The organism is Ponticoccus sp. (in: a-proteobacteria), assembly GCF_048381735.1.
Genome location: NZ_JBLXGL010000001.1, coordinates 526,759 through 553,112, shown reverse-complemented (window position 1 = coordinate 553,112; position 26,354 = coordinate 526,759). Strand labels below are relative to the sequence as shown.

The following is a 26,354-nucleotide window of genomic DNA, read 5'->3' as shown; positions in this document are numbered from 1 at the left end:
CTCGCAGGGACCGGGCTTCTTCTTGGTCCAAATACCTTCCGCCGGAGGCATCCGACCGCACCCCACGCGACCCGGCCCGCCGCATCACGCCTCGGGCACCGGGTAGAAATCCTGCGTATAGAACCGCTGCGCGCCCTCGCGGGCACAGGCGCGCCGATGCGCCGCGCGCGTCTCCAGCAGCGCCTTGTAGGCCCGCACCTTCGGAAAGGGCGCGAGGTCCACGAAGTAGGGGATCGCGAACAGGTTGAAGCCCATCATCACATCCGCCCCCGAGAAGCCCGAGGGCAGAAGGTAGCCCGCGCCCAGCCGGGCCTCCATCCCCGCAACCGTCTGCCTCAGCCGCGCCACGGTCAGCTTAACCACCACCGGCGACGGCTTCGCCGGGGGGCGCAGGAAGACCATCTGCAGGTTGAGGTTCTCGACAAGACTGGCCTGCGTCTCGGCGAAATGAATCCACTGCAGGAAGGCGGGCCGCTCCGCATCTCCAACCGGCCGGTCGAGCGCGGGCGCGCAGGTCTCGCAGAGATGCTGCACGATGGCGCCGGATTCGGACATCTCCAGCCCGTCCAGCTCGATCGCCGGAATGCGCACCGCGGGCGACAGCCGCGGCAGGTCGCTTTCCCGCATTTCCTTCGAGCCGATCCGGTGCTCGACGATCTCCAGCGGCCCCAGCACCGCCTCGCCGATCTCCTCATAGAGCCAGAGCACGCGGAATGACCGCCCATATTGCACGTGGTGCAGCCGCATCATCGCCCCGCCCTCCGCGCCGCGCAGGCGCGCGGGCCCGGCCGCGCCCGACATCCCGCTCCACAAGTCCTCATGCCTCCACCTCCTCCAGCCTGACCAGAGGCGCCCCGGCCTCGACCTGATCGCCCTCGCGCACCAGCACCTCGGCGATGGTGCCGTCGCGGGCGGCGGTCAGCGTGTGTTCCATCTTCATCGCCTCCAGCACCGCCAGCCTGTCACCGGCCTCGACCGCCTGTCCGCCCCGGACATGCACCGACACCACGCGCCCCGGCATCGGCGCCAGGGTGACGTCGGAGCCGGCGGCCTCGGCCCCGCCGCGCGACAGCGGATCGACCCGGTCGAAGACCAGCCCCGGCCCGGCAAAGACGGTGATCCTCTGGCCGTCGTCGGCATGATCCGCCGGCAGCGCGCCGTTCAGGCGCCAGCCACCCGCCCCGCGCCGCGCCTCGACAACCGTGCCGTTGCAGGACACCGTGACCGCATCGGGACCAAGCACCGCCAGCGCGACCTCGACGTCATCACCGTCATGCAGCAGCGGCACCAGCCGGGAAAGCGGCCCCCACAGAGTGAAGCCGGTGAAGGCATCGCTGGCCTCCCACAGCTCCGCCGCCACAAGGGCCGCCTGCGCGGTGGCCCGCGCCCTGCTGTCGTCGGACAGGTCCGGGGCGGTCAGGGCCTCGAGGTCCCGCGCGATCAGCCCGGTATCCACATCGCCGCGCGCAAAGCCTGCGTGGTTCGCCAGCGCCCCCAGGAAACCAAGGTTGGTCACGGTGCCCGCCACCTGCGTGCCCGCCAGCCCGCGCGCCAGCTGCCGCAGGGCCACCGCGCGGGTCGGCCCGTGCACCACGATCTTCGCGATCATCGGGTCGTAATGCGGGCTGATGACATCGCCCGCACGCACGCCGCTTTCGGCCCGGACACCGGCGGGAAAGGACAGATGCGACAGCCGCCCCGTCGCCGGCAGGAACCCGGCGGGCACGTCCTCGGCATAAAGCCGTGCCTCGAAGGCATGGCCGCGAATCGACAGATCCTCCTGCCGGGCGGGCAAGGGCTCGCCCGAGGCGACGCGGATCTGCCATTCCACCAGGTCGACGCCGGTGATTTCCTCGGTGACGGGATGTTCGACCTGAAGCCGGGTGTTCATCTCCATGAACCAGAACCCGTCCGGGCGCAGTCCCTCCGCCCCGTCGACGATGAACTCCACCGTGCCCGCGCCGCTGTAGCCGATCGCCTCGGCGGCACGCACGGCGGCCGAGCCCATAGCGGCGCGCATCTCTTCGGTCATGCCGGGCGCGGGCGCCTCCTCGATGACCTTCTGATGACGGCGCTGCAGGGAACAATCCCGCTCGAACAGATGCACCGCGCGGGTGCCGTCGCCAAAGACCTGCACCTCGATGTGGCGCGGTTGCTGGATGTATTTCTCGATCAGCACATGGTCGTTGCCGAAGGCGCCCAGGGCCTCGGCCTTGGCCCGTTCCAGCGCGTCGACGAAATCCTCGGCCCGCGAGACCAGCCGCATGCCCTTGCCACCGCCCCCCGCGACGGCCTTGATCAGCACCGGATAGCCGATCTGCGCGGCCTCGACCTCCAGATGGCCCGGGTCCTGATCCTCGCCCATGTAGCCGGGCACCACCGGCACCCCGGCCTCGGCCATCAGCCGCTTGGCGGCATCCTTCAGACCCATCTTGCGGATGGCCGCTGCCGATGGCCCGATGAAGGTCAGCCCGGCGGCCTCCACCATCTCGACGAAATCCGGGTTCTCGGACAGGAACCCATAGCCCGGATGGATCGCCTGCGCGCCGGAGTCCCGCGCCGCCTGGATGATCGCCTCGCCCCGCAGATAACTCTGCGCCGGTGCGGCCCCGCCGATATGCACCGCCACATCCGCCAGGGCCACATGCAGCGCGCCCGCGTCCACGTCGGAATGCACCGCCACCGTGCGCAGCCCCATGGCGCGCGCGGTGCGGATCACCCGGGCCGCGATCTCGCCCCGGTTGGCGATCAGGATTGTGTCGAACATGGGCTTCTCCTTCCGGGCCGTCCCGCGTTTGTCTTGCGTCGGATGCGAGGGGCCAACCCCTCGCGCTCCCCGGGATATTTGCGGACAGAAGAAAACCGGACACTCGTTTCTTCTGTCCCGAAATATCCCGGGGTGAATGCTCCGCAGGAGCAGAGGGGCAGCGCCCCTCCTTCGCTACATCCGGAATACGCCAAAGCGCGTCTCCTCGATGGGCGCGTTCAGGGCGGCCCGCAGCGACAGCGCCAGCACCTCGCGGGTCTTGCGCGGGTCGACGATGCCATCGTCCCAGAGCCGTGCCGAAGCGTAGAGCGGATGCGACTGGCGCTCGAACATCTCGATCGTGGGGCGCTTGAATTCGGCCTCTTCCTCGGCGGACCAGTCCTGCCCCGCGCGCTCCATCGCGTCGCGTTTCACCGTGGCCAGCACCCCCGCCGCCTGGGCGCCGCCCATGACCGAGATGCGGCTGTTGGGCCATGTCCAGAGAAAGCGCGGCTGGTAGGCGCGGCCCGCCATGCCGTAGTTGCCCGCGCCGAAAGAGCCGCCGACCAGCAGCGTCACCTTGGGCACCGAGGTCGTGGCCACCGCCGTCACCATCTTGGCGCCATGGCGGGCGATGCCCTCGTTCTCGTATTTGCGGCCCACCATGAAGCCGGTGATATTCTGCAGGAAGACCAGCGGGATGCGGCGCTGCGAGCAGAGTTCCACGAAATGCGCGCCCTTGGCGGCGGCCTCGGAGAAGAGCACGCCGTTGTTGGCGACAATCCCGACGTCCATGCCGCAGACGCGGGCGAAGCCGCAGACCAGCGTCTCGCCGAAGCGGGCCTTGAACTCGTCGAAGTAGGAGCCGTCGACCACCCGCGCGATCACCTCGCGGATGTCGTAGGGGGTGCGCAGGTCGGCAGGCACCACGCCCAGCATCTCGGCGGGGTCATAGGCGGGCGCTTCGCCCGTCGGGGCGGCGTTCCCGCCACCGCCCGCAAGCGGCCCTCCCGCGCCGCCCTGCCCCAGCGAGCGCACCGCCCGCCGCGCCAGTTCCAGCGCATGGGCGTCGTCCTCGGCAAGGTAATCCGCCACGCCCGACAGCCGCGTGTGCACGTCGCCGCCGCCGAGATCCTCGGCGCTGACGACCTCGCCTGTCGCGGCCTTCACCAGCGGCGGCCCGGCAAGGAAGATGGTCCCCTGCTCTTTCACGATGATCGAGACGTCGGACATGGCGGGCACATAGGCGCCGCCCGCCGTGCAGGAGCCCATGACCACGGCGATCTGCGCGATGCCCCGGGCCGACATCTGCGCCTGGTTGTAGAAGATCCGGCCAAAGTGGTCGCGGTCGGGAAAGACCTCGTCCTGGTTCGGCAGGTTCGCACCGCCCGAATCCACCAGGTAAACGCAGGGCAGCCGGCATTCGGCGGCGATCTCCTGCGCGCGCAGGTGCTTCTTCACCGACATCGGGTAGTAGGTGCCGCCCTTCACCGTGGCGTCGTTGCAGACCACCATGACCTGCCGCCCCGCGACAAGGCCCACCCCGGCGATCATCCCCGCCGCGGGCGCCGCGCCCTCGTACATCCCATGCGCCGCCGTGGCGCCGATCTCGAGAAAGGCAGAGCCGGGATCGAGCAGCGCCGCGACGCGCTCTCGCGGCAGCATCTTGCCGCGCGACAGGTGCCGCTCCCGGGCCCGCGCCCCGCCGCCTTCCGCCGCCGCCTCGGCGGCCTCGCGCACCACGCGCAGCGCCTCGAGATGGGCCGCCTCGTTGGCGCGAAACCCCTCGGACCCGGCAATCGCTTGGGATGTCAGTTTCATTCGGCCTCCCTGCCTGTCACCGCGTCGAAGGCGCGGATCAGCTCGCGCGCCTCGACCCATTGTTCCGCGACGTGGCGGTACAGGCATTCCGCCCCCGCGTCGCCCTTGGGGCAGCCCGGCCAGTCCGGTGCCGCCACAAGCGTCCGCCGCATCTGGCGGTATTCGTCCTGGGGCATCCCCAGTTCCGCGGGCACCCGGCGCGGCAGACCGTCCAGCAGCCCCGCCACGTCACGCGCCAGCGCCGCCCGCGTGCCGTCAAGGCACAGCGTCAGCGGCCGTTCCAGCCGCCCGCCGATGGCGCAGGCGACATAGGCTTCCTCGGCGCAGCCATAGTCGGTGGTCACGCGGGCGGCCTTGCCCACCTCTGCGACGCAGGCCTGCACCGCCAGAAGGCCCGGCGTCAGGGCCGGATCGTCCGAGGCGGCCAGCGCCGCCTTTCCCGTCAAGCCCATGGACAGCCCCAGAACACACACACAGATCGCTTTCATCTTTCCCTCGCACAGGTTGGCAGCAACGCGACCGGCGCCCGGCAGAGGGCACCGTGATCGGCGGCCAAAGCCTGCAACCTGTCGGAAAGCCACGCAATACGGGTGCCCGGCCGGTCCGGCGCCTTTGTGCGGGATTTTCGCGATTTCCAGAGATTTCCTGTGGATAACGGCATGGGGTCAGCTTTCGTCCGCACGCGCGCGGGGCCGGACGGGAGGCGGGCTGTCGGCCCAGCCCGCCTCTGTCGCCGGTTCGGCCAGGCCCATGAAGCGCGCCAGTTGCCAGGCCAGAACGGCGGTCGAGAGGCGGTTGTTGGCCTCCCATGCGGTGCACCAGGCCTGAAAGGCGGCTTCGGCCCCATCGCAGTCGGGGCCTGCCGAGATGCCCTCGGCCAGCGCGTAGACCTGCGGATAGAGGGCCTGCTCGAAGGCGCCGCCGGTCTGGACCGCCTCGGGATCGGGCAGCGTGTCGCGGACCTTTGCGGCCAGCGCCAGCTGCTCTGCGGCGAGGGCCAGCTGGCAGTCCTGGACCTGCTCCGGCACCTCCAGCCGGTCGCAGAGGACGATGCCCACCGACCCGCAATAGCCGGTGCCGCGTTCGTCGCCGATCTCGAACTCCGGCGCGTCGGGCATCTCGCGCAGCCGCTTCAACGCACGCTCGTAGCGCGCCGCCTCCATATCCATGCAGATGGCGAAATCCGGCAGCGGTTCGCGCGCTTCCTCCTGAGCGTGGCAAGGGCAAATGCCAAGGCTGGCGGTCAGGGCAAGCGCGCGGATCATGCCGACACCTCCGCCGCGGCGCGGGCCTTCAGGTCCTTGCGGATCACCTTGCCGGTGACGGTCATGGGCAGCGCCTCGACGAAGGCGATTTCCCTTGGGTATGAGTAGCTTGCAAGGCGTTCTTTCACCCAGTGCATCAACTCTGCCTCACCCGGTGCGGCGCCCGGTTTCAGCACCACATAGGCCTTGACGATCTCGGTGCGCAGGGCGCAGGGCTTGCCGACGACCCCCACGGTGGCGACCGCCGGATGGGTCATCAGGCAATCCTCGATCTCGGCGGGACCGATGCGGTAACCGGCGCTGGTGATCACGTCGTCCTCGCGGCCCAGGAAGCGCAGAAAGCCGCCCTCTGCGACGCCCCGGTCGCCCATCAGCATCCAGTCGCCGCGGAACTTCTCTGCCGTGGCCTCGGGACGGTTCCAGTAACCGAGGAACATCGAGGCCGCCCCGCGCCGCACGGCGATGTCGCCCTCTGCGGCGGTCGGCTGCCCCTGCGCATCGATCGCCGCCACATCAAAGCCCGGCACGGCGCGCCCGATCGCGCCGGGCCGCGAAGGGAACAGCGCGCCGCAGGACGAGGCGACCATATTGCACTCGGTCTGGCCGTAGAATTCGTTGATCCCGACGCCAAAGGCCTGCCGTCCCCAGGCCAGCATCTCGGCCCCCAGCGGCTCGCCGCCCGAGGCGACGGAGCGCAGGCCCGGCAGCGCGGCGCCCGCCGCCTTCAGCATCCGCAGCGCGGTGGGCGGGAAAAAGACGTTGCGCACCCCCGCCTCGGTCACGATGCGCAGGCACGCGTCCACGTCGAAACGCGGCATCCGTGCGGCGACCACCGGCACACCCAGCGCCAGCCCCGGCATCAACACGTCGAAAAGCCCACCGATCCAGGCCCAGTCGGCGGGCGTCCACAGCACGTCGCCGGGCTGGCCGAGGAAATCGTGGCTGACCGCGACCCCCGGCAGGTGGCCGGTCAACACCCGGTGGCCGTGCAGCGCGCCCTTGGGTGTGCCCGTGGTGCCGCTGGTGTAGATCAGCACGGCAGGGTCCTCGGGGCCGGTCGGTTCCGGCGTGGCGGGCGCGGCGTCGGTCGAAAGCGCCGCGCCGGTCAGCGCCGAGACGCCCAGCCCGTCCAACATCGCGGCGCCTTCGTCGTCTGTCACCACCACCGCCGCGCCGCTGTCGCCCACCCGGCTGGCCAGCGCGTCCCGGCGGAACAGCTTGAACAGCGGCACCGAAACCGCCCCCATGCGCCAGATTGCCAGATGCGCGGCGGCACAGAGCGGCGATTGCGACAGCAGGACACCCACCCGGTCGCCGCGCGACACATCCCGCGCGCACAGCGCTGCCTGTACCCGCCGGGACAGGTCGTAAAGCGCGCCGTAACTCCAGTCGCGGCGCGCGCCCCCGCTGAGGTCGATAAGCGCCAGCCGGTCCGGCGCCCGTGCCACCCAGTCATCGCAGGCCTGCGCGGCAAGGTTCAGCCGGGCGAGGATCTCCCACCGGAAGCCGTCGCGCAGCGCCTGATATGATCCGGGGTTTTGCAGCATCAGTACTCTTGCGTTGCGCTTTCGAGGAACAGCGCCTGCCGCGCGGTCAGGGTCATCAGGCATTCCAGCGAGGCGGGCCCGCCGCCGGTGCCGCCGCCCCACTGGCTGCGGACATAGTCGCACTGCCCGTCGCGGTAGGGAATCCACAGCCGCTGCATCGCCTGAAGGGCCTCGGTCTGCGAGGGGGCGAACTCCATCTTGTCCGCGTCCATGGACTTCGCCTGCGCCATCGCCTCGCCGTAGGCGGCATTCAGGCGGTTGTCCCAATACTGCCATTCCGCATCCAGACAGCCGCCCATGCCGGCGGTGGACTCGCCGCCGAACGTGTCGGTCATGCACTGGTTGGCCGAGAGGCCGATGCAATCCTCGGCATAGCCTTCCTCTGCGAAACAGGCCTCGGTCGCCTGCGGCGAGAACACCATCCCGTCCTGCGCGAAGGCCGCGCCGGGCAGAAGCATCAGAGCCATCCATTTCATGTTTTCGGTCCTTCCAAGATATCGCGCCCCGCGGGGCCTGTGATGCGCTTCAGCCAGCCGAAGCGGCTGACGTGATATTCCATCACCGGCCCACGCCCGCAGCGGATCACCAGCCACGCGGCGCCGCCCGGTTCCGCCGTGCAGTCCGATGGCCGCGCCCCCGGCCCCGCCTGCGCCACGTAGCGCTGCGCATAGGCGGCGATCACGTCGCCCTCGGTCATCGTCACGAAGGCGCGCCCCTCGCGCCAGCCCAGCACGGCTGTCAGCCCCAGAAGCCCCCAGACGGGCGACCAGACCAGCCAGCGCGGCATCTCAGGGCCAGGCCCCGCTGCCCTGAGGCAACGCCCGATGCCGCTGCCGGCGCTTCGCCGTCAAAGCGCGATCCGGGCAAAGGCACGTGACCCCGGCAACGGCGGGTCCACCCGCACGCGCAGGAGGCAGCGGTGGCCTCATCCCATGGCCCCCATCAGCTCGCGACCCACCAGCATCCGGCGGATTTCCGAAGTTCCGGCGCCGATCTCCATCAGCTTGGCGTCGCGAAAGAGGCGCGCCACCGGCGCGTCGTTCAGGAAGCCCGCGCCGCCCATGGCCTGCACCGCCTGATGCGCCTGTTTCATCGCCTCTTCCGAGGCATAAAGACAGCAGGCCGCCGCATCCTGCCGGGTCACGGTGCCCCGGTCGCAGGCGCGCGCCACCTCGTAGACATAGGCGCGGGCCGAGTTCATCGCGGTGTACATGTCGGCGATCTTTCCCTGCATGAGCTGGAAGTTCCCGATGCTCTGACCGAACTGCTTTCTCTCGACCATATAGGGCATGATCTCGTCGAGACAGGCCGCCATGATGCCAAGGCCGATTCCCGCCAGCACCACCCGCTCGTAATCCAGCCCCGACATCAGGACGCGCACGCCCTTGCCCTCTTCGCCGAGGATGTTCTCGAAGGGCACCTCGACATTCTCGAAGATCAGTTCGGCGGTGTTGGACCCGCGCATCCCCAGCTTGTCGAAGTGCGGCGAGGTCGAGAAACCCGCCATCTCCTTCTCGATCAGGAAGGCGGTGATGCCCTTGGCCCCGGCCTCCGGGTCGGTCTTGGCATAGACCACCAGCGTATCGGCGTCGGGGCCGTTGGTGATCCAGTACTTGTTGCCGTTCAGCACGTAGCGGTCGTTGCGCTTCTCGGCCCGCAGCTTCATCGAGACGACGTCCGAGCCCGCCCCCGGTTCGGACATGGCTAGCGCGCCCACATGCGCGCCCGAGATCAGACGCGGCAGGTATTTCGCGCGCTGTGCGTCGTTGCCGTTCAGGCGGATCTGGTTGACGCAGAGGTTGGAATGCGCGCCGTAGGACAGCGAGACAGAGGCCGAGGCCCGCGCCACCTCTTCCACCGCGACCGTATGGGCGAGATAGCCAAGCCCCGCGCCGCCGTATTCCTCGGGGACCGTGACGCCCAGCAGGCCCAGCGCCCCCATCTCCTGCCACAGCTCGGGCGGAAAGACGTTGTCGCGGTCGATGTCGGCGGCCATCGGCTTCACCCGCTCCTGCGCCCATTTGTGTACCATCTCGCGAAGCGCGTTCACGTCTTCGCCAAGGTCGAACTCCATGCTGGCCAGAAACATCGCGCCCTCCCCGCGCTTATTGAACACTTGTTCATTTATGCACGCCGCGCGGCTTTCGTCAATCGCCGCAAGCGTGGGGCGATGGTGCATCCGCGCAACAGGTCGGCGCAAGCCCGCAGTACGCCCGGCGGAAAACCTTACTTTTCCTGTCGGATTTGGCGACACTGCCGCATCCCTCGACGACTGCGCCCCACCCATACGGCAGGCCCCGCAGGCATCCCTCATGCCAGACAGGACCAACCGACATGCGCAAACTCGCCCTTCTGCTGGGCTCGACCATGATCGCCGGAAGCGCCGCCGCACAGGATGGAATGAGCCTCGGCACGCTCTTGCTTGAAACCGTCTTCCGCGATTCCCGCCCGATGACAGAGGCCCCGGTGGCCGCGACCGCGCTGGATGCCAAAGACCTCGCCCGCGTGCAGGCCACCGATTTCGAATCGCTGATCGGCGACATTCCCGGCGTGAACATCTTCGGCGGCCCGCGCGGCATGTCGCAGACGCCCTCGATCCGGGGCTTCGACGACGACCAGATCGTGCTGCGGCTGGACGGCGGGCGGCTGAACTTCGGACAGGCGCACCGCGGGCGCTTCTTCATCGACCCCGAGCTGGTGCAGCGGGTCGAGGTGATCCGCGGCGGCGGCTCTACCCTTTACGGCTCGGGCGCCCTTGGCGGTGTCATCTCGATCGAAACCCGCGACGCGGGCGACCTGCTGAAGGAGGGCCAGACGGTCGGCGGGCGCACCGCGCTCAGCTATTCGTCGAACGGCGAGACCATCGGGCGCAGCCTTGCCGCCTATGGCGACTGGGGCGCCGTCGACGCCATGCTCTTCCTTGCCGACCGCAGGATGGGCGACGACCTGACGGACGGCGACGGCAATGCCATCGGGCGCTCTGCCGTCGACCTGCAGAACGGGCTGGTGAAGCTGGGCTTCGAGCCGAACGCCGACCAGCGCTTCGAGCTGAGCTATTCGAAATACACCGACGACGGACTTCTGCCGCCCAATGCCGCCAGTGCCTCTGATCCGCTGACGGATGTCAACCGCGAGGCCGACCACGACGCCCTGCGCCTGAGCTGGGACTTCAACCCGGGCAATTCCGAACTGCTGGACCTCTCGGTCCTGCTGTATTCGAACAGGCTGGAGATCACCGAAGAGCAGGTCAGCGGCAGGCGTCTGGACACCACCAAATACACCACCACCGGCGTCGAGGTGGTGAACCGCTCGCAGGTCGAGCTGGGTGTGCCGGTCGAACTGGTCTACGGCTTCGAGGCCTTCCGCGACGAGCAGGAGGGCGACCGCGACGGCGCCCTGCGCTCGACCTACCCCAATGCCAGCGCCGAAACGCTGGGTGTCTTCGCCGAGGCGACGCTGGGGCTGAGCGACCGGATGGACCTGATCCTTGGCCTGCGCCACGACCGCTACCACCGCGACCCGGACGACAGCGCGCTCGACACGGTGGACCGCAGCTTCACCTCGCCGCGCATCGGGTTCAGCTATCGCCCGACCGAGAACTGGCAGATCTTCGGCAATGTCTCGCGGTCCTTCCGCGCGCCCTCGCTGTCCGAGATCTACAACGACGGCGTGCACTTCGCCTTCACCACGCCCTTCGGGCCGGGCACCACCGGCTCTTTCGTGAACCGCTTTGTCCCGAACCCCGACCTGAAGCCCGAAACCTCGACGCAGGTCGAACTGGGCACGCGCTACGCCGGCACGGATGTCTTCCGCTCTGGCGACCGGCTGGGCTTCAGCGCCAATATCTACAACGCCAGCGTGAAGGACTACGTCGATCAGGTGGTGGGCGATTTCAGCAGCGTCTCGCCGGTCTTCGTGCCGCCGGGCACACTGCTGTTCACCGACTACACGACCACGACGAACACCGACGCCCGGCTCTGGGGGCTTGAGGCCGAACTGGACTACGACGCGCAGGACTGGTTCGTGAAGGCCGGGCTGACCGTCAACCGGGGCGAGCGTGACGGCGGCGGCAACCTCGGGTCCATCCCGCAGGACCGGCTGACGGCGACCGTGGGCCTGCGGCCCTGGGCAGACTGGGAAATGGGCGTGAAGGGCACCTTCGCCGCCGAACAGACCCGCCTGCCCGAGGGCGCCACCGGCGGCGATGCCTGGCAGACGGCGGATCTGTTCGCCACTTGGCAGCCTGGCCGGGGCGCGCTGGAGGGGGCGACCGTGCGTCTGGGCGTCGATAACCTCTTCGACACGGAATACACGATCTACCCCAACGCCCTGCCCCAGCCGGGCCGGACCTTCAAGATCAGCACCAGCTTCACCTTCTGAGGCCCCGCGCCGGGCCGGTTCCCTCCGGCCCGGTCCTTTGCCCGCGTTTGCGCGCAGCCAAAGGCGCGCCGGAACCCGGTCCGGCCCCCGCGTGTTTCTCCTGCAACGACACAGCTTGCAGGAGAGCACCATGACAGCCCTCATCGACACCTTCTGGGACCGCATCGACGACGTCCGCGCCGGGCTGCTTGCCCCCGAGGGTGAGCGCCCCGTGCCGATGGCACCGCAGCCCGACCGCAAGGCCAACGCGCTGTGGTTCATCACCGCCGAAGGCACCGCCGCGCACGACGGCGCCAGGGGCGGCGGCAAGGCCAGCTTCCAGGTGGCCGACCCCAAGGCCAACCTCTACGCCACGATCGAAGGCACGCTGACCGAGGTCCACGACGACCGGAAGCTGGACGAGATGTGGAACGTCTTCGCCGCGGCATGGTTCGAGAACGGTCGAGAGGACAGCAAGGTGCGCCTCGTCAAGTTCACCCCGCTTCACGCCGAGGTCTGGGCCACGGAAAAGACCGTCGGCTACCTCTACGAGATCGCCAAGGCCACTGTGACCGACGACACGCCCGATGGCGGCGAGCACGGCCACGTCACCTTTGCCGCAGCCGCCTGACCTGCGGCGCCGCTCTGGCGATGAAAGCCCCCCGGCCCCTGTGCCGCGGGGGCTTTTTCGTGGCGCGGCCCCGGGGGCGGGACAGCAACGCCCGGCCACCCGGCACCGCCCCGGCAGAAAGCGGCCCGGGCAAGACCGCTCCGCCCGGCAGTTGGTCCCCCCGGTTCAATGTGCGTTGACCCTCTCGGCCAGATTGATCCGGGTACGCCGCCCCTTGCGCCGCTCGCTTTCAGAGTCCCACCGGTACGGCGCGCTCCCGGGCCACCCTCCCGATCTTCGGCAGATGGGCCGCCGCTCCCTGTCCCGGGACAGGTCCTGTTGGGCCATGACAACGCGACCGGGCCACCGGAAGATCACCCAGCACCGCTTCCCCTCAAACCCCAGCGGCGCGGCGCCGTCCCGGCTCCCGGCACAGGCACCACCCCGACCGCCCCCCTTTTCTGAAGGCCTTGGTGACGAAGGGGACCGGGCCACTGGCCCGGGCGATCCGCAGGCCTCCGGCGCCCGCCTCCCTCACCCAACAACGGCAACCGGTCAGAGGGGATCTCTTGACCACCTGCCCCGAGCGGCCGACAAACGGTCTGAGGCGAAACGGAGGATGTCATGCTGTCGGGACTGCATCATGCCGCGATCATCTGTTCGGACTACGCCCGCGCGCGCGCCTTCTATGTCGATATCCTTGGCCTGACCGTCGTGGCAGAGAACCACCGCGCGGAGCGGGACTCTTGGAAGCTGGACCTCGCCTTGCCGGACGGCACGCAGGTGGAACTCTTTTCCTTTCCCGCGCCGCCGCCCCGCCCCTCGCATCCCGAAGCGCAGGGCCTGCGGCATCTGGCCTTCACCGTTCAGGACGTGGGCGCCGTGAAGGCAAGGCTGGAATCCGCGGGCGTCGCGGTGGAACCGATCCGAACCGATCCCTATACCGGACGCGCCTTCACCTTCTTCAAGGACCCCGACGACCTGCCGCTGGAACTCTACGAGGCCGGATAAGCGGCCCGCGCGGGCAGACGGGTCAGCGCCGCAACCGCCTTCCCGGATGTCCGCAGGCGGGCGCGCGACGCAGCCGGGCATGAAAAAGGCCCCCGCCGCGAGGCAGGGGCCGGTAACTTCCGGGGTGAACCGCGTGGCTTAGCGCACGATGTAGACGATCTCGCCGGTTGCCGGGTCCACCACAGCGGTGGTGTTGTTCACCGCGACATAGCCGTATTCGCTTTCCGGGATCGGCGTCACCACGGCGGTGTCCGAAAGCTTGGCGCCCACGACGACCTCACCGGTGGCATAGACGGGGTCGACCGGGTTGTTGCGGATGTAGGTCACGGTGGTCTCGTCCACGTCGACCGCCGCACCGACGCCGCCGCCGATCAGCATGCCGCCGAGGATGGCCAGCGGTCCGCCCAGGGCCGCTGCGGCAACCGCGCCGCCGCCGATGGCGCCAACCGCCGCGCCGCCGTTGTCGCCGGGCTCTTCATAGGTCACGGTCGAAACCTCGACCTGGCTGTCCGGCGAGTAGACCGGAACCGGGGTTTCCAGCGAATGCGCGAGGTACTCGCCCGAGGCCCAGCCCGCCTGACCGTCATAGGTGACCTGGCACCAGTTGGCTTCGGCCAGGCAACCCTCGACCATGGTCTCGGTGCTGCCGTCGATGACGCCGATGATCTCGTACTGCGGGCCGGGGCCGGACCGCAGGTTCAGGTCGGTGGTGGCAAAGGCAGAGGTTGCCGCGGCGGCACCACCGGCAAGCAGGGCAGAGGTGGCGGTAGCGGCGATAAGGATGCGCGTTTTCATGATGTTATCTCCTGTTGATCAGTCTGGAGCAAGAACATCCCGGCGCCGCAATTCGTTCCCCCGGAAGATTGGCTGCCTGCGCGGCAGGCCGCCGAACCTGTAACACGGTGAAACGAAGGCAGGCCCGGTCCAGCGCGCCGAAGACGGCAGAGGACGCAGCGCGCCGGACGCCCACCACGCGCGACGCGGGTCGCGCCGCGATACGCCTGTCGGACACGCACAAGCCCCGCGCCTGCCCCAAGGCCCGGTCCATGCATCCGCCATGCCGGACTGCCCTTCGCAAGATGGCTGAGAGAGATGCGCCGGACGCACCCAACCTTCAACGCGGGTCACCGCCGCGATACCACTGCCGGACATACACAAACCCTGCGTCTGCCCCAAGGCCCGGTCCATGCCCTGCCCCCTGCTCGCAAGACGGCAGGCGGAACCGACGGCGACGCGCCGCACGCGTTCCACCTCTGACGCGGTGCATGTCGCGTTACGACCCTGGCAAAGACGCCGGGCCCTGGCTGTCGGAGATCTAGGCCCCGGCGCGCCCCGAGGCCTGCCAGACCGCGCCGACCTCGGCGCGGATGATCCGGGCGATCAGGGCGCAGTCCTCCTCCGAGAAGGTCAGCGGCAGGCGCATGTCGAGGATGCCGCGCAGGATGCGGTCGCTGGCGGGCATGGGTTCGGAGGGCGCGTAGCGCCAGCTGTCGTAGCGCGAGGTGAACCCGGCAGGCTCGGCGCCGCCGAACCACTTCAGCTCGACCCCGCGCGCGGCACAGCGGCGCAGCACCTCGGGGATCGCACCCTCGGGCCAGTCCAGAAGCAGCATCTGGATCGACGAGCCGACAAAACCGCCGCGCGGATCGCGGTCGATCACCGTCAGGCCGGGGGTGCCGCGCAGCCCCTCTTCGACCACGCGGTACCGCGCGTTCCAGCGCGCCACCTGTCCGGCCAGCGCGCGCAGCTGCGGGCGCAGGATCGCGGCGCGCAGGTTGTCCATGCGCCCCGAGACATTGGGCGTGTCGTATTTCACCCGCTCGAAGACCTCGGGCGCCGGGGCCGCGCGATGGCGGTCGTACAGCATGTAGGAGCCGGACAGCATCACCGCCCGCGCCGCAAGCTCCTCGTCATCGGTGACGAGAAAGCCGCCCTCGCCCGAATTCGCGTGTTTGTAGGTCTGGGTGGAATAGCAGCCGATGACGCCATGGCGGCCCGAGGGCAGGCCTTCCCAGGTGGCGCCCATGGTATGCGCACAGTCCTCGACCACGCGGATACCGGCGGCATCGCAGATCTCCAGCAGGCGGGCCATGTCGCAGAGATGCCCGCGCATGTGGCTGAGCATCAGCACGCCCGCCTCACCCGCCTTGGCGGCCAGATCGTCAAGGTCGATGGTCAGCGCCTCGGTCACCGCGACGAAGACCGGAACCGCCCCGAGGCTGGCAATGGCGCCGGGCACCGGCGCCAGCGTGAAGGCATTGGTCAGCACCCGGTCGCCGGGCTGCACGCCAAGAGCGCGCAGGGCGCAGGCCAGCGCATAGCCGCCCGAGGCCACCGCCAGCGCGTAGCGCGCGCCGGTGAGCGCGGCGAGTTCCTCTTCCAGAAGCGCCGTCTCGGCGATCTCTCCGGGGACGGTGTTGTAGCGGTGCAGCCGCCCGTGGCGCAGGACGGAAAGCGCGGCCTCGATGCCCTCTTCGGGGATCGGTTCCTGCTGGGTGAAACTGCCGGTGAAACGCTCTGTCATGGCCCCGGTTGTGGCCCGCCCGCGCGGGGCGGTCAATCCGTCCTTCGCGGGCGGGCAGCCGAAATCTTGCAAAGATTTCGGGCCGGTTTCTTTGAAAGAAACCGCCCGGCTCACATCAGCAGGCGATCCACCTCGGGGTGCAGCTCTTCGAAGCGGTCGATGACGCCCTCGGGTTCCAGCGCGTGCACCGCCTGCCCGCCCGGCGCGAAGGTCACCAGCACGCAGGGCCGCCCCGCCGCCCGCGCGGTGTTGCGGTCGGTGTCGCTGTCGCCGACCAGAAGCGAGGCCCCCCGCGCACCGCCCGCCCGCTCGACCGCGGCCCAGTAGGGCGCCACGTCCGGCTTGCGCGTGGGCAGCGTATCCGCCCCCACCAGCGCGCCGAAAAGATCGCGCACCCCAAGCGCGCGCAGCAGCGCCTCTGCCAGCGCCTCGGGCTTGTTGGTGCAGACCGAGACCGCGTGGTCCGCGCTGCGCAGCGCCTCGACCGCCTCGACGGCGCCGTCATACATCCGCGTATGGACGCAGAGCGCATCGCCGTAAAAGCGCAGCAGGTGCGGATACCACTCGGTCAGCAGATCCTCGGTCAGGGCGCCTTCGCGCTCCAGCCCCAGACGCAGCATGGCCTTTCCGCCCAGAAGCCCCACGCCCGCATCCGCCACCGGGTCGAGCCGCACGGCCCGGCCCATGCCCTCGAAACAGGCATTCGCCGCCGCGATCAGGTCGCCGCTGGTGTCCGCCAGCGTCCCGTCGAGGTCGAAAACCACGCATTTCCGCATCACAGATGCCCCCTGTCACAACCCGCAATCAAGCGTGAGAGCCATGCCCTTGTCTCACGCCCGCAACCGGATAGAACGGGGCCAACGAAAAGACAAACGGATGGCGACATGAGCATGGCCCTGATCGTCCTTGCAGCGGGCAAGGGCACGCGGATGAAATCGGACAGCCCCAAGGTGCTGCACCGCATCGCGCAGGCGCCGATGCTGTGGCACGCGCTGCGCGCCGGGCAGGCGCTGGAACCGGTCCGCACCGTCGTCGTCGCTGGCCACGGCGCCGAGGCGGTCGAGGCCTCGGCGCTGGACTACGATCCCGAGATCCGCGTGGTGATCCAGTCCGACCAACTGGGCACCGGCCATGCGGTGCGGCAGGCGGAACCGGCGCTGCAGGGCTTCGAGGGCGATGCCATCGTGCTTTACGGCGACACGCCCTTCCTGTCGGAAGAGACGCTTGCCGCCATGCAGGCGGCGCGGCAGACCCACGACGTGGTCGTGCTGGGTTTCGAGGCCGCCGATCCGGGCCGCTACGGACGGCTGAAGATGGCGGGCGACCAGCTGGATGCCATCGTCGAGTTCAAGGACGCCTCTGAAGAGGAACGCGCGATCACGCTCTGCAACTCGGGCGTCATGGCGATGGACGCGGGCCGGATGATGGCCCTGCTGGCCAAGGTCTCGAACGACAATGCGGCGGGGGAATACTACCTCACCGACCTCGTGGGCCTTGCCCGTGCCGAGGGGCTGACCGCAACGGCGGTGGTCTGCGACGAGGCCGAGACCATGGGCATCAACTCGCGCCCCGAACTGGCAGCGGCAGAGCGGGCCTTTCAGACCCGCGCCCGCGCCGCGCTGCTGGAGAACGGCGTCGCCCTGCCCGCCCCCGAGACCGTGCATCTGGCCTGGGACACCGTCATCGGACGCGATACCGAGATCGAGCCCAACGTGGTCTTCGGCCCCGGCGTGACGGTTGAATCCGGCGCCCGCATCCGCGCCTTCAGCCATCTGGAGGGCTGCCACGTCAGCCGAGGCGCCGTCGTCGGCCCCTATGCCCGGTTGCGCCCCGGCGCGGAACTGGCCGAGGACGTGCATGTCGGCAATTTCGTCGAGATCAAGAACGCCGTCCTGCACGAGGGCGCCAAGGCCAACCACCTGACCTATATCGGCGATGCCGAGGTGGGCGAGAAGACCAACATCGGCGCGGGCACCATCACCTGCAACTACGACGGCGTGTTCAAGCACCGCTCGGTGATCGGCAGGAACGCCTTCATCGGCTCGAACACCATGCTGGTGGCGCCGGTCTCGGTGGGCGACGGGGCGATGACCGCCTCGGGCTCTGTCGTGACAGAGGATGTGCCGCCCGGCGCCCTGGCCGTCGCGCGGGCGCGGCAGGTCAACAAGGACGGGCTGGCGACAAAGCTGTTCCGCATGTTGCGGGCACGCAAGGACAAAGAGGCCGGCAAGGCCTGAGACACCAAGGCCGCCAAGGGCCAGAGCAGAAAAGGACAGTCGCATGTGTGGAATCGTCGGCGTGCTGGGGCAGCACGAAGTCGCCCCGACCATCGTCGAGGCGCTGCGGCGCCTGGAATACCGGGGTTATGACAGCGCGGGCATCGCCACCGTGCATCGGGGCAAGCTGGATCGCCGCCGCGCGGTCGGCAAGCTGGTGAACCTGTCGGACCTGCTGGTGCACGAACCGCTGGCGGGCCGGTCGGGCATCGGACACACCCGCTGGGCCACCCACGGGGCGCCCACCGCCGACAACGCGCACCCGCATCGCTCGGGGCCGGTGGCGGTAGTGCACAACGGCATCATCGAGAACTACAAGGAGCTGCGCGCGGATCTGGCGGAACACGGGCTGACGCCGCAGACCCAGACCGACACGGAAACCATCTCGATGCTGGCCAAGCACCTGCTGGACAGCGGCCTGTCGCCCGTCGAGGCCGCGATGCAATGCATCGACCGGCTGGAGGGCGCCTTTGCGCTGGCCTTCCTCTTCGACGGCGAAGAGGACCTGATGGTCGTCGCCCGAAAGGGCAGCCCGCTGGCCCTGGGCCATGGCGAAAACGAGATGTACGTGGGCTCCGACGCCATCGCGCTGGCGCCGCTGACCAACCGCATCACCTACCTGGAGGAAGGCGACCGCGCGGTGCTGACCCGCGCGGGGGCAACCATCACCGACGCCGAGGGCCGCCGCGTGACCCGCGACATGCGCACCGTCCAGATGGACCAGACGCGCATCGACAAGGCCGGGCACAAGCACTTCATGGCCAAGGAGATCGCCGAGCAGCCGGTGGTTCTGTCGGACGCCCTTGCCGCCTACCTGACCGGGGACGGCATCGCCCTGCCCGACCCGGGTGTGGACTTCAGCCGGATCGACCGGCTGACCATGGTCGCCTGCGGCACCGCCTTCTACGCCTGCTTCACCGCGAAATACTGGTTCGAGCAACTGGCCGGCCTGCCGGTCGAGGTCGATATCGCGTCCGAGTTCCGCTACCGCGAGCCGCCGGTGCTGCCCGGCACCACCGCGCTCTTCGTCAGCCAGTCGGGCGAGACCGCCGACACGCTGGCCGCCCTGCGCTACTGCAAGGACAAGGCCGACCGCATCCTGTCGGTGGTCAATGTGGCCGAAAGCTCGATCGCGCGGGAAAGCGACCTTGCCCTGCCGATCCACGCCGGCGTCGAGGTCGGCGTCGCCTCGACCAAGGCCTTCACCTGCCAGCTGAACGTGCTGCTGCTGTTGGCGATCAAGGCCGCCGAGGATCGCGGGCGGCTGTCCGCCGAGGACCGCGATGCAATGCTGGCCGCGCTGCGCACCCTGCCCGGCGTGATGAACGCCGCGCTGGCGCGGGACAATGCCTTCGAACACATCGCCCGGCAGCTGTCCGAGGCGCGCGACATCCTCTTCCTCGGGCGCGGGCTGATGTATCCGCTGGCGCTGGAAGGCGCGCTGAAGCTGAAGGAGATCAGCTATATCCACGCCGAGGCCTATGCCTCTGGCGAACTGAAGCACGGCCCCATCGCGCTGATCGACAAGACGGTGCCGGTGGTGGTCATGGCGCCGCGCGACCGGCTGTTCGAAAAGACCGTGTCGAACATGCAGGAGGTCATGGCGCGCGGCGGCAAGGTGGTGCTGATCACCGATGCCAAGGGCGCCGAGATCGCCGGACAGGATGTCTGGCACGTCATCCAGATGCCCGAGGTGCCCGAGATCCTGACGCCGCTCCTTTATGCCCTGCCTGCGCAACTGCTGGCCTATCACACGGCGATCGCCAAGGGCACCGACGTGGACCAGCCGCGCAACCTGGCCAAATCCGTGACGGTGGAATAGGTGGCAAAGCAGTTCGAGGCTCTGACAGAGGATCACCGCAGCTTCATCGCGGCGCAGCCACTGTTCTTCGTAGGCAGCGCCGCCGAAACGGGCCGGGTCAACGTCTCGCCCAAGGGCATGGATTCGCTGCGCGTCATGGGACCGAACCGCATCCTCTGGCGCAACCTCACCGGGTCCGGCAACGAGACCGCCGGGCATCTGGCGCGGGTCAACCGGATCACGCTGATGTGGTGTTCCTTCGAGACGCGCCCGCTGATCCTGCGCGCCTATGGCACCGCGACGGTGCTGCACGCGAAGGAACCGGGCTTTGCCGAACAGGACGCGCTGTTTCCGCCCGACCCCGGCGCGCGGCAGGTCTATGACGTGGCGGTCGACCTGGTGCAGTCCTCCTGCGGCTATGCCGTGCCCTTCATGGATTTCGTCGAGGATCGCCGCGTGCTGGAAGGCTGGGCCGAGAAGAAGGGCCCCGAGGGCGTGCGCGCCTATTGGACGGAAAAGAACACCGCGACCATCGACGGCTTCGAAACCGGCCTGCCCACCGATGCGGATTGACGCGGCCCTCGGCGCGCTGCGCGCCGCCGCCGACCCCGGCAGGGCGCCGGAGATGGCCGCCTATCACAAGGCAAAACGGGTCTATCTCGGGACGCCCAATCCGGCGATCAACGACCTGACCCGCGACTGGCGCGCGGCCCTGCCGCTGGAAGAGCGCGTCGCGCTGGCGGAGGCATTGTGGCAAAGCGACATCCACGAGGCGCGCATCGCGGCGGCCAAGCTGCTGACCCAGGCACGCATCCGCCCCGATGCGGCGGTCTGGGCGCTGATCGCGGGATGGGTGCCGCAGTTCGACGGCTGGGCGGTGGCGGATCAGGCCTGCTCTGCCGGGGCGCGGCGGGTCATGGCGGACCTGTCGCGGATGGACCGGGTCGAGGAATGGACCGTCTCGCCGGACCTCTGGGTGCGACGCGCGGCGCTGGTGATGACGCTGCCGCTGGCGAAGCTGTCCTTCCCGAAACCCGCCGAGCGGGAGGCGCGCGAGCGGGTGCTGGGCTGGGCGGCGGGCTATGTGCCGGACCGGGACTGGTTCATCCAGAAAGCGGTGGCCTGGTGGCTGCGGGACCTGTCGAAGCATGACCCGGACCGGGTCCGGGCCTTTCTGGACGCGCATGGCGCGGGGATGAAGAGCTTTGCCCGCAAGGAGGCGGCGCGGCTCCTGTAGGCCAAGCGCGGGTCCCACCGGCGCGGGCACTGCGGTTTCAGTGGGGTCGCCTGCCCTGCGGGACAGGCGACCGGTGGGGGCTCTGCCCCCGCTCGCTACGCTCGCCCCCCGAGGTATTTTCAAGACCGAAGAAGCGGGGGAGGCCGTCCCTTTGCGGCTTGGGTCCCTGCGCACGCGAGGGCTGCCGCATTCGCGGGGGACCTTCGTCTTCGGGGTCATGGCGAGCATATCCCGCGCGGCTTTTGGTATCCCGCCGCGCGCGGGGGCGCTTGGGCTCTGCGAAGGATTTGCCGAGGAGGACTCGTGCGGCGGCGGTCAGAGCACCGCGTCCAGCGCCTCGATCAGCTTGGTCACTTCCGCCTCTGAGGTGTAATGGGTGAAGGACAGGCGCAGCACGCCTTCTTCGGGGTCGAGGCCCAGGGCGCGCAGCGGGCGTACCGCGTAGAAGTGGCCGCCGCCCGCCATGATGCCCTGTTCCGCCAGCGCGGCGGCCACCGGGGCGGCGGGACGTCCCAGCGCCAGCGCCAGCGTGGGCGCCCGCCGCGCCGCCTCGGCAGGGCCGATCAGGCGCACCCGGTTGCGGCCCTTGAGCGCGTCCAGCAGCGGTTGCAGCAGCCGCTCTTCCTGCGCGCGCATCAGGTCGTGGACCGCCCCGGGCGCGCAGCCGTGGTGGGCTGCCAGCGTCTCGATGTAATCCGCCATCCCGGCGCAGGCCGCGACCTGCGCGTGATCCGGCCCGGCGGGGATGAAGCGTTTGTAGAGGACATCTGCGTTGAAGAAATGCGCCTGGTTCGGCAGCACCTCGGCCAGCGCGCGGCGCACCACCATCAGCCCCTGATGGGGCCCATAGGTCTTGTAGGCCGAGAAGAGGTAGATGTCGGCCCCCAGCGCGCCCACGTCCGGAAAGCCATGCGGCGCGTAGGACACGCCGTCGACGCAGGTAAATGCCCCCGCCGCATGGGCCATGGCGGTGATTTCGGCCACCGGGTTGATCTCTGCGACGATGTTCGAGCAATGCGGGAAGCAGACCAGCCGGACCTTTTCGTCCAGCAATTCCGCCAGGTCTTCGGGGTCGAGATGGCCGGTTTCGGGATCGATGCGCCATTCGCGCACCTCGATGCCCGCCTCGGCCAGCCGCCGCCACGGGCCGGAGTTGGCCTCGTGGTCCTGATTGGTGACGATCACCGCCTCTCCGGGCTGCATGAACTGCCGGAAGGCCTGCGCCAGCACATAGGTGTTCTGGGTGGTGGAGGGGCCGAAGCTGAGTTCCCCGGTCTCGACCCCCAGGAGCGCGGCCATGCGGCGGCGCGCCTCGTCCATTTCCTCGCCCGCGAGGCGGCTGGCGGCATAGGGGCCATAGGGCTGCACCTTGCGCTGGCGGTAGTAGCGCTCGAGCCGGTCGATGACCGGCTGACAGGTATAGGAGCCACCGGCGTTCTCGAAGAAGGCCTGCCCCTCCAGCGACGGCTCTGCGAAAGCGGGAAACTGCGCCCGCACGAAATCACTGTCCAGCATGTCCACCTCGTCCTGCCTGCCTCTGGGCGCGACAAGACCGCCCGGCGCCGCGAAGGTCAAGCCACCGCCGCCCGGTCCCCGGGCCGGGCCCGCGGGCGACCGGCCGTCGCAGGCAAAAAGGCCCCGGCGAGAACCGGGGCCTTTCGCTGCCCTGTCAGGGCGATGTCAGGGCGATGTCAGCGCAGGGCGCGCTCGGCCAGGAGGCCCTTCCAGATCGCGTAGCACATCAGCAGCAACACGACGGTAAAGGGCAGACCGGTCGAGATGACCATGGCCTGCAGGGCCGCAAGCCCCCCGCCCAGCAGCAGCACGATGGCCACCGCGCCTTCGAAGATGCACCAGAAGACCCGCTGCGGCACCGGCGCGTCGACCTTGCCGCCCGCGGTGATCGTGTCGATCACCAGAGAGCCGGAGTCCGACGAGGTCACGAAGAAGACGATCACCAGCACGATGGCCAGCACCGAGGTGATCGAGGCCAGCGGCAGGCCTTCCAGCATCGCAAACAGCGACAGTTCCGGGCTGTAGGCGTCGATCACATTGGCCTTGACCGCCGAGGTCTCGGGGTTGGCGACCATGTCGTTGATCGCGGCGCCGCCGAAGACCGACATCCACAGCAGGCAAACCGCGCTGGGGATCAGCAGCACGCAGATGACGAACTCGCGCACCGACCGCCCGCGCGACACCCGCGCGATGAACATGCCGACGAAGGGCGACCAGCTGATCCACCAGGCCCAGTAGAAGGCCGTCCAGCCCTGACGGAAACCGTCATCCTCGCGCCCGAAGGGGTTCGACAGCGGCACGACCTCTTGCACGTAGGCCACGAGACCCTTGCCGAAGTCGGTCAGGATGCCGACCACGCCCGCCGCGAAGAGCACGAAGAGCAGCAGCAGCATGGCGAGGCCCATGTTGATCTCGGACAGCACCTTCACGCCGCCGTCGAGGCCGCGCAGGACCGAAACCAGCGCCACGGCGGTGATGAGCGAGATCAGGATGACCTGAACGGTGGTGTTGTTGGGCAGGCCGAAGACCTTTTCCAGCCCCGCGTTCGCCTGTGTCGCGCCGAAGCCCAGCGAGGTCGCCAGACCGAAGAGCGTTGCAAAGACGGCGGTGACGTCGATGACATGTCCCCACCAGCCCCAGACGCGCTCTCCGAGGATCGGGTAGAAGGCCGAGCGGATCGTCAGCGGCAGGCCCTTGTTGTAGCTGAAGAGCGCCAGCGCCAGGGCCACGACGGCGTAGATCGCCCAGGGGTGCAGCGCCCAGTGGTAGGAGGTCGCGGCCAGCGCCATGCGGCGGGCGGCTTCGACGTTCTCGGGGATCAGCGCGCCGTCCTCGGTGAAGGGCCGGACCGTGCCCAGCGGCTCGTCGCCCCAGGGGGTGCCGAAGTAATAGGCCGGTTCCAGCACGCCGAAGAACATCAGGCCGATGCCCATGCCGGCGGCGAAGAGCATCGCGAACCAGCCGAGGTAGGTGTAATCCGGCGTGGCATCGGCCCCGCCAAGGCGCACGCTGCCCACCGGCAGCACGATCAGCGCAAGGCAGAAGAGCACAAAGACGTTCGCCGCGCTCATGAAGAACCAGTCGAAGGTCGAGGTCAGCGCGGGCCGCAGCCAGCCGAAGAAGCTGGCCGCCTGCTCGGGCAGGGCCAGCGCGTAGAACACGAAGGCCACGACCGCCGCCGCCGAGATGGCGAAGACCGGGTTGTGAATGTCCAGCCCGAAGGGGCCGATCTGGGTTTCGATATTGTCCTGACCGATCTCGTAATCGGTTTCGATGATGTCGGACTGGCCTTCCGGTTCCGGAATGCCCTGTCCAGAGGTGGAATCTGACATGTAGACGTCCCCTGTCCTGTTTCTCGTTCTGTCTCGCCGGTGCCGCAGGCCGCCGGTCTTGTCCGGTCCCGAAGGCCCGGCTGTCCTTCGGTTCAGCGTACCAGCATGACCGAAATCTTGGCGTGTGCGGCGATGGTGCCGCCGTTCGAGGCCCAAATGTAGTCGGTGACGTTCGGAACATGGCTGGCCATGACCACCAGATCCGACCCGGTGTCCGCGATGGCCTTCAGCAGGGTCGCGTCAAGATCGGTCGCGGGGTCGTGGCTGGTGAGCGCGTGGGCCTGTACCGTGATGCCGCGCGCCGTGGCCTGCGCATCCGCGAAATCCTTCAGCTTCTGCGCATATTCCTGTGGGTTGTGGGCGATCGCGCTGGGAGAGGCACTGGCCACGCCCACGTAGACCACCTCGGCTCCGTATTGTTTTGCCATGTCGGCCGCACAGCCAAGCGCCTTCTCGAGACGATCCGCATGCGTCAAGTCAACCGGCACCATGATCCGTTTGAACACAGTCCACTCCTTGTCTTGTCGTGCAGCGACCCACCCGAAGCATTCGGGCCGCGGCTTTTTGCCGACGAAGGGTCCCTCTGGTCGGAGGCCCCCTTGACAGGACGCCTCTGAAGACAGGGTAACGCGAAAAGGACAGGTACTTCAAACCGTCACGACCCTTCGCCCGCCGAAAGCGACGCGCAGGGGGCCTGATGGCGTCCGGTTGCCGTAGCGTCCGCCGGGGCGCGGAGCGGCAGGCCGCCGCCATGGCCGGGGGCGCGGCGCCTTGTCGCGGGCGCCCCCTGCCCCTGCGTCAGGCGTTCACATCGACGACGACGCGGCCCTTGACCTGGCCTTTCAGGATCTCGGCGCCGAGGCGCGGCAGGTCCGACAGCGTGGCGGGCTGGACCATGGCCTCGAGCCGGTCCATCGGCAGGTCCGACGCGATCCGCGCCCAGGCCCGCAGGCGGGCCTCATAGGGCTGCATGACGCTATCGATCCCCAGAAGGTTCACCCCGCGCAGGATGAAGGGGGTGATCAGCGCGCCCTCGATGGCCGCCCCGCCCGCAAGGCCGATGGCCGCCACCGAGCCGCCGTATTTGACCTGTTTCAGGACACGGCCCAGCATCGCGCCCGCCACCGCATCGACGCAGCCCGCCCATTGCTCGCCTTCCAGCGGCTTGCGTGTGACCTCGGTCAGCTCGGCCCGGGGCACGATCTGCCTGGCGCCGAGGTCGCGCAGGTAGCCTTCCTGCTCGGGGCGCCCGGTCACGGCGGCGACCTCGAAGCCGAGGTTCGACAGGATCGCCACGGCGACCGACCCCACGCCACCGGCGGCCCCGGTCACCAGAACCGGCCCCTTGTCCGGCGTCAGGCCGTGGTCCTGCAGGGCCATCACCGCCAGCATCGCCGTCAGACCCGCCGTGCCCACCGCCATGGCGGCGCGGGTGTCCAGCCCGTCGGGCAGCGGCACCAGCCAGTCGGCCCTGACCCGCGCCTTCTGCGCATAGCCGCCCCAATGCGCCTCTCCGACGCGCCAGCCGGTCAGCACGACCTTGTCGCCGGGTTTGTAGCGGGCGTCATCCGAGGCCTCGACCGTGCCGGCAAAATCGATGCCCGGCACATGGGGGTAGCGCCGCACCAACCCGCCGCCCGGCCCGATGCAGAGCCCGTCCTTGTAGTTCACCGTGGAATACTCGACCGCGACGGTCACCTCGGCATCCGGCAGGTCGGTCTCTGCCAGCGCCTGAACGGCGGCGGTGGTCTTGCCGCTGTCGGCGTCCTTCTCGACCACGAGCGCGTTGAAAGTCATGTCTCTCTCCCTT

23 protein-coding genes are annotated in these 26,354 nt (G+C 69.1%); 7 read left to right on the top strand and 16 right to left on the bottom strand.

Features of this window, described 5'->3' with window-relative positions; genetic code table 11:
- Positions 1-84 precede the first annotated feature (84 nt).
- The 9 genes from ACN5KJ_RS02585 to ACN5KJ_RS02545 all read right to left on the bottom strand — a co-directional run bounded on the left by ACN5KJ_RS02585 (position 85) and on the right by ACN5KJ_RS02545 (position 9,468).
- Positions 85-750, bottom strand: a complete 666-nt coding sequence (locus ACN5KJ_RS02585; protein ID WP_418591938.1) for a glutathione S-transferase family protein — start codon at positions 748-750, stop codon at positions 85-87.
- A gap of 67 nt (positions 751-817) precedes the next feature.
- Positions 818-2,767, bottom strand: a complete 1,950-nt coding sequence (locus tag ACN5KJ_RS02580) for an acetyl/propionyl/methylcrotonyl-CoA carboxylase subunit alpha (protein WP_418591937.1) — start codon at positions 2,765-2,767, stop codon at positions 818-820.
- Between the two features lie 174 nt (positions 2,768-2,941).
- The gene (locus tag ACN5KJ_RS02575) at positions 2,942-4,567 is read right to left on the bottom strand and encodes a carboxyl transferase domain-containing protein (RefSeq protein WP_418591936.1); all 1,626 of its coding nucleotides are present in this window, start codon (positions 4,565-4,567) and stop codon (positions 2,942-2,944) included.
- Positions 4,564-5,019, bottom strand: coding sequence for a hypothetical protein (locus tag ACN5KJ_RS02570; RefSeq protein WP_418591935.1), 456 nt, complete (start codon positions 5,017-5,019; stop codon positions 4,564-4,566). The genes ACN5KJ_RS02575 and ACN5KJ_RS02570 overlap by 4 nt, the downstream gene beginning before the upstream one ends.
- Positions 5,020-5,232: 213 nt before the next feature.
- Positions 5,233-5,832: a hypothetical protein gene (locus ACN5KJ_RS02565; RefSeq protein ID WP_418591934.1), complete on the bottom strand. Its 600-nt coding sequence runs from the start codon at positions 5,830-5,832 to the stop codon at positions 5,233-5,235.
- Positions 5,829-7,379: an AMP-binding protein gene (locus tag ACN5KJ_RS02560; RefSeq protein WP_418591933.1), complete on the bottom strand. Its 1,551-nt coding sequence runs from the start codon at positions 7,377-7,379 to the stop codon at positions 5,829-5,831. The genes ACN5KJ_RS02565 and ACN5KJ_RS02560 overlap by 4 nt, the downstream gene beginning before the upstream one ends.
- Positions 7,379-7,855, bottom strand: coding sequence for a lysozyme inhibitor LprI family protein (locus ACN5KJ_RS02555; RefSeq protein WP_347167426.1), 477 nt, complete (start codon positions 7,853-7,855; stop codon positions 7,379-7,381). The genes ACN5KJ_RS02560 and ACN5KJ_RS02555 overlap by 1 nt, the downstream gene beginning before the upstream one ends.
- Positions 7,852-8,166, bottom strand: coding sequence for a hypothetical protein (locus tag ACN5KJ_RS02550; RefSeq protein ID WP_347167425.1), 315 nt, complete (start codon positions 8,164-8,166; stop codon positions 7,852-7,854). The genes ACN5KJ_RS02555 and ACN5KJ_RS02550 overlap by 4 nt, the downstream gene beginning before the upstream one ends.
- Positions 8,167-8,304: 138 nt before the next feature.
- On the bottom strand, positions 8,305-9,468 hold the full coding sequence (locus tag ACN5KJ_RS02545; RefSeq protein WP_347167424.1) for an isovaleryl-CoA dehydrogenase: 1,164 nt from the start codon (positions 9,466-9,468) through the stop codon (positions 8,305-8,307).
- A gap of 245 nt (positions 9,469-9,713) precedes the next feature.
- Here ACN5KJ_RS02545 and ACN5KJ_RS02540 point away from each other — a divergent pair, with 245 nt between their 5' ends.
- From ACN5KJ_RS02540 to ACN5KJ_RS02530, 3 genes are all read left to right on the top strand, one after another.
- Positions 9,714-11,759: a TonB-dependent hemoglobin/transferrin/lactoferrin family receptor gene (locus ACN5KJ_RS02540; protein WP_418591932.1), complete on the top strand. Its 2,046-nt coding sequence runs from the start codon at positions 9,714-9,716 to the stop codon at positions 11,757-11,759.
- A 130-nt stretch (positions 11,760-11,889) separates the two neighbouring features.
- Positions 11,890-12,369 (top strand): pyridoxamine 5'-phosphate oxidase family protein, encoded by a 480-nt coding sequence (locus tag ACN5KJ_RS02535; protein WP_418591931.1) that lies wholly within the window; start codon positions 11,890-11,892, stop codon positions 12,367-12,369.
- Positions 12,370-12,972: 603 nt separating this feature from the next.
- A complete protein-coding gene (locus ACN5KJ_RS02530) occupies positions 12,973-13,359 on the top strand; it encodes a VOC family protein (protein ID WP_418591930.1) in 387 nt (128 codons plus the stop codon).
- 138 nt (positions 13,360-13,497) lie between these two features.
- On the opposite strand, the gene ACN5KJ_RS02525 is transcribed toward ACN5KJ_RS02530, so the two are convergent.
- The 3 genes from ACN5KJ_RS02525 to ACN5KJ_RS02515 all read right to left on the bottom strand — a co-directional run bounded on the left by ACN5KJ_RS02525 (position 13,498) and on the right by ACN5KJ_RS02515 (position 16,659).
- Positions 13,498-14,154, bottom strand: coding sequence for an SH3 domain-containing protein (locus ACN5KJ_RS02525; RefSeq protein WP_023849424.1), 657 nt, complete (start codon positions 14,152-14,154; stop codon positions 13,498-13,500).
- A gap of 520 nt (positions 14,155-14,674) precedes the next feature.
- Positions 14,675-15,883 (bottom strand): DegT/DnrJ/EryC1/StrS family aminotransferase, encoded by a 1,209-nt coding sequence (locus tag ACN5KJ_RS02520; RefSeq protein ID WP_418592229.1) that lies wholly within the window; start codon positions 15,881-15,883, stop codon positions 14,675-14,677.
- 110 nt (positions 15,884-15,993) lie between these two features.
- Positions 15,994-16,659, bottom strand: a complete 666-nt coding sequence (locus ACN5KJ_RS02515; protein ID WP_418592228.1) for an HAD hydrolase-like protein — start codon at positions 16,657-16,659, stop codon at positions 15,994-15,996.
- 108 nt (positions 16,660-16,767) lie between these two features.
- Here ACN5KJ_RS02515 and glmU point away from each other — a divergent pair, with 108 nt between their 5' ends.
- The 4 genes from glmU to ACN5KJ_RS02495 are packed head-to-tail and all read left to right on the top strand — an operon-like array spanning position 16,768 to position 21,197.
- The gene (gene glmU, locus ACN5KJ_RS02510; RefSeq protein WP_418591929.1) at positions 16,768-18,120 is read left to right on the top strand and encodes a bifunctional UDP-N-acetylglucosamine diphosphorylase/glucosamine-1-phosphate N-acetyltransferase GlmU; all 1,353 of its coding nucleotides are present in this window, start codon (positions 16,768-16,770) and stop codon (positions 18,118-18,120) included.
- 43 nt (positions 18,121-18,163) lie between these two features.
- Positions 18,164-19,981, top strand: coding sequence for a glutamine--fructose-6-phosphate transaminase (isomerizing) (glmS, locus tag ACN5KJ_RS02505; RefSeq protein WP_418591928.1), 1,818 nt, complete (start codon positions 18,164-18,166; stop codon positions 19,979-19,981).
- The gene (locus ACN5KJ_RS02500) at positions 19,982-20,533 is read left to right on the top strand and encodes a pyridoxamine 5'-phosphate oxidase family protein (RefSeq protein ID WP_418591927.1); all 552 of its coding nucleotides are present in this window, start codon (positions 19,982-19,984) and stop codon (positions 20,531-20,533) included.
- On the top strand, positions 20,523-21,197 hold the full coding sequence (locus tag ACN5KJ_RS02495; protein ID WP_418591926.1) for a DNA alkylation repair protein: 675 nt from the start codon (positions 20,523-20,525) through the stop codon (positions 21,195-21,197). The genes ACN5KJ_RS02500 and ACN5KJ_RS02495 overlap by 11 nt, the downstream gene beginning before the upstream one ends.
- A gap of 315 nt (positions 21,198-21,512) precedes the next feature.
- Here the strand turns inward: ACN5KJ_RS02495 and ACN5KJ_RS02490 are convergent, their stop codons facing one another.
- The 4 genes from ACN5KJ_RS02490 to acuI form a co-directional block, all read right to left on the bottom strand.
- Complete coding sequence (locus tag ACN5KJ_RS02490) at positions 21,513-22,712, bottom strand: aminotransferase class V-fold PLP-dependent enzyme (RefSeq protein ID WP_418591925.1); 1,200 nt, start codon at positions 22,710-22,712, stop codon at positions 21,513-21,515.
- A gap of 176 nt (positions 22,713-22,888) precedes the next feature.
- The gene (locus ACN5KJ_RS02485; protein WP_418591924.1) at positions 22,889-24,544 is read right to left on the bottom strand and encodes a BCCT family transporter; all 1,656 of its coding nucleotides are present in this window, start codon (positions 24,542-24,544) and stop codon (positions 22,889-22,891) included.
- A 92-nt stretch (positions 24,545-24,636) separates the two neighbouring features.
- On the bottom strand, positions 24,637-25,050 hold the full coding sequence (locus ACN5KJ_RS02480) for a universal stress protein (protein WP_418591923.1): 414 nt from the start codon (positions 25,048-25,050) through the stop codon (positions 24,637-24,639).
- Positions 25,051-25,342: 292 nt separating this feature from the next.
- On the bottom strand, positions 25,343-26,341 hold the full coding sequence (gene acuI / locus ACN5KJ_RS02475; protein ID WP_418591922.1) for an acryloyl-CoA reductase: 999 nt from the start codon (positions 26,339-26,341) through the stop codon (positions 25,343-25,345).
- Between the last annotated feature and the right edge of the window lie 13 nt (positions 26,342-26,354).